Origin of the sequence: Dietzia sp. DQ11-44, assembly GCF_014145205.1 — a bacterium.
Taxonomy (GTDB): Bacteria; Actinomycetota; Actinomycetes; order Mycobacteriales; family Mycobacteriaceae; genus Dietzia; species Dietzia natronolimnaea.
In genome coordinates this window covers 1-3,165 of the sequence record NZ_JAALEC010000746.1, presented here as the reverse complement: position 1 = coordinate 3,165, position 3,165 = coordinate 1, and the positions used below count along the sequence as shown (strand labels likewise).

Annotated in this window: 2 protein-coding genes; both read left to right on the top strand. The window is 72.0% G+C overall.

What is annotated here, in order from left to right:
• The coding region (locus G6018_RS16750) for an MMPL family transporter (protein ID WP_206685275.1) at positions 1–1,882 on the top strand (1,882 nt) is incomplete at its 5' end.
• A partial coding sequence (locus G6018_RS16745) for an FAD-linked oxidase C-terminal domain-containing protein (RefSeq protein WP_182640244.1) occupies positions 1,879–3,165 on the top strand: 1,287 nt, incomplete at its 3' end. The genes G6018_RS16750 and G6018_RS16745, both read left to right, overlap by 4 nt.

The following is a 3,165-nucleotide window of genomic DNA, read 5'->3' as shown; positions in this document are numbered from 1 at the left end:
CGCAGTGGCCCGTGAGGGCGAGGCGGTGGCGTCCTTCCTGTCGGGTGCCGGGGGAGTGGGTCGCGTGACCGTGTCGCCGGCGCCGGGGGACGGGCCCACGGTGGTGAGCGCGGTGCTGTCCGGCGACGACGCCGAGTCCAGACGCACGCTGGACGAGCTCCGTGAGGCCCTGCCCCCGCCCGGCGAGGGCGTCGAGAGGCAGCTGACCGGCCGGGCCGAGGTGCTGCGTGAGGACGACCTCATCGCCCGGGAGGATCTCACCCGCGCCGAGCTCATCGCCGTCCCGGTCACCCTCGTCCTGCTCGTGCTGTTCTTCGGCTCCGTGGTGGCCGCCGCGGTCCCGGTCGCGATCGGCGTGCTCGCCATGCTCTCGTCGTTCGTCGTCCTGTCCGGCCTGGTGCACGTGATCGACGTGTCCGTGTTCGCCCTCAACCTGGTGATCGGCCTGGCGCTGGGGCTCTCGATCGACTACAGCCTCCTCGTGGTGACCCGGTTCCGCGAGGAACTGGCGAACGGCGCGGACCCACCTGAGGCCGTCGCCCGCACGATGCGCCGGTGCCGGAGGACGATCGTCATCTCGGCGGTGACCGTCGGCCTGTGTCTGGCCGCGCTCACGGCGGTGGACACGCCCTACCTGAGATCCATGGCGATGACCGGTGTCGCGGTCGTGGTGCTGGTCGCCACCCTCACCCTGGTGGTCCTGCCCCCGGTCCTGCGGGTCCTCGGTCGGCGGATCGACGCGTGGTCCGTGCGACGGGTCGACCCGACCCGCCCCGGCCGTTCGGTGACGGCGATGCTCGGGGTGTCGCGCCGGCACCCGGTGGCGGTGGCGCTGGGGGTGTCGGCGCTCCTGTTGATCCTGCTGACGCCCGCGTTCGGCCTCCGGCTGGGCACTCTCGACGACAGGGTCCTGCCGAAGGACGCCCCGTCCAGGGTGGCCGCGGAGCGACTGCGCGACGAGCGTCCGGACCTCGGATCCGATCCCCTGGTGATCCTCGCGGACGGGGTCGATCCCGGGGTGTTGGCGGAGCGGGTGTCGCGTATCGACGGAGTGGCGGCGACGCGGGGACCGGATGAGACCCTGTCCGACGGGCTCGTGGTGGGTCCCGGTGACCCCGACCTGAGGCGGGGCTCCGTCGCGGCGGTGGAGGTGGTGACGGCCCCGGGTCTGACGCAACCGGAGCAACAGGACCTCGCCGAGCGTGTCCGCGAGGTGGTGGCACCCGCGCCGGTGGCGGGAACCTACTCCGACGACGTCGACACCCGCCAGGCGATCAGTGACCGGGCGCTCCCGGTCGCCCTGCTCGTCATGGCGGTGGTCCTGCCCCTGGTCTTCCTGCTGACCGGTGGCGTGCTGGTCACCCTCAAGACGCTGGTCATGGCGGCGCTGAGCCTCACCGCGACCTTCGGCGCGATGGTCCTGGTCTTCCAGGAGGGGTATCTCGCCGACCTGGTGGGCGTGACGGCCACGGGGGTGGTGGACAGTTCCTCGCCCCTACTGATGGCGTGCCTGGCCTTCGGACTGTCGATGGACTACCAGTTGTTCCTGCTCTCCCGGGTCCGCGAGGAGTACGACCGCCACGGCGACACCACCCGGGCCGTGGTCGACGGGGTCTCCCGCACCGCCCCGTGGTGGGGGCGGCGGCGGTGCTCGTGGCGGTGGTGTTCCTCGCCATCGGTACCTCGGGGATCAGCGTGGTCCGGCTGCTCGGGCTCGGATTGGCGCTCGCCGTGCTGGTGGACGCGTTCGTCATCAGGCTGCTGCTCGTCCCGAGTGCGATGCTCCTGCTCGGCGAGGCCAACTGGTGGGCTCCACGGCCGCTACGGGCCGTGTTCGACCGCCTGCGGATCCGGGAGGGTTCGTCGTAGGTTCGGGTCATGATCCTGGACGACCTCCGTGCCCGCCTCGACACCGCCTCCGTGCTCACGGACGCGGACGTGCTCGAGGGATACCGCCAGGACTGGGCCAAGGCCCCGGCCCCGGGGATGCCGCTCGCCGTGGTGCGCGCGCGGTCGACCGGGGACGTGCAGGAGGTCATGCGCTGGGCGAGTGCGCACGGCGTGCCGGTGGTCCCGCGGGGGGCCGGTTCGGGGCTGTCCGGGGGAGCGACGGCGGTCGAGGGCGGGATCGTGCTGTCCACCGAGCTCATGCGCGACATCGACGTCGACCCGGTCACCCGCACCGCGACAGTCCAGCCGGGTCTGCTCAACGTCGAGGTCAAGCGGGCCGTCGCCGAGCACGGACTCTGGTATCCGCCGGACCCCTCGTCGTACGAGATCTGCTCGATCGGCGGCAACATCGCCACCAACGCCGGCGGTCTGTGCTGCGTGAAGTACGGGGTGACGACCGACTACGTCCTCGGGATGACGGTGGTGTTGGCCGACGGCACCGCGGTGCGACTGGGCGGCGCGCGGCTCAAGGACACCGCCGGGTTGAGCCTGACCAAGCTCTTCGTGGGGAGCGAGGGCACGTTGGGGGTGGTCACCGAGATCATCGTGCGGCTCATCCCCGAACAGCCGCCCCGTTCCACCGTGGTGGGGATCTTCCCGGACGTGGTGGCGTGCAGCGACGCCGTCCTGGCCGTCACCCGCCGGATCCGCCCGGCGATGCTCGAGTTCATGGACAACGTCTCGATCCGGGCCGTCGAGGCGGACCTGAGGATGGGCCTGGACACCTCGGCCGGTGCGATGCTGCTGGCCCAGTCCGACCTCACCGGACCCGACCGCGCGGCCGAGACGGAGTTCATGGCCGAGGCGTTCCGCACCCACGGCGCGAGCGAGGTGTTCGCGACCGACGATCCCGAGGAGGGGGAGCAGTTCACGGTCGCGCGTCGGGCCGCGTTCACCAGCCTGGGCAAGACCGGGACGCTGCTCCTCGAGGACGTCGGCGTGCCGTTGCCCGCGCTTCCCGAGCTGGTCGCCGGGATCGAGGAGATCTCGGCCCGGCGTGATGTGCCGATCGCCCTGGTCGCCCACGCCGGTGACGGCAACACGCACCCGATCATCGTGCTGGCCGACGACGACCCGGACCGCGCCCACCGGGCCCAGGCGGCGTTCGGTGAGGTGATGGACCTGGCGATCGGGATGGGCGGGACGATCACCGGCGAACACGGCGTGGGACGACTCAAGGCGCCGTGGCTGCCCGCCCAGCTGGGCGAGGACGTG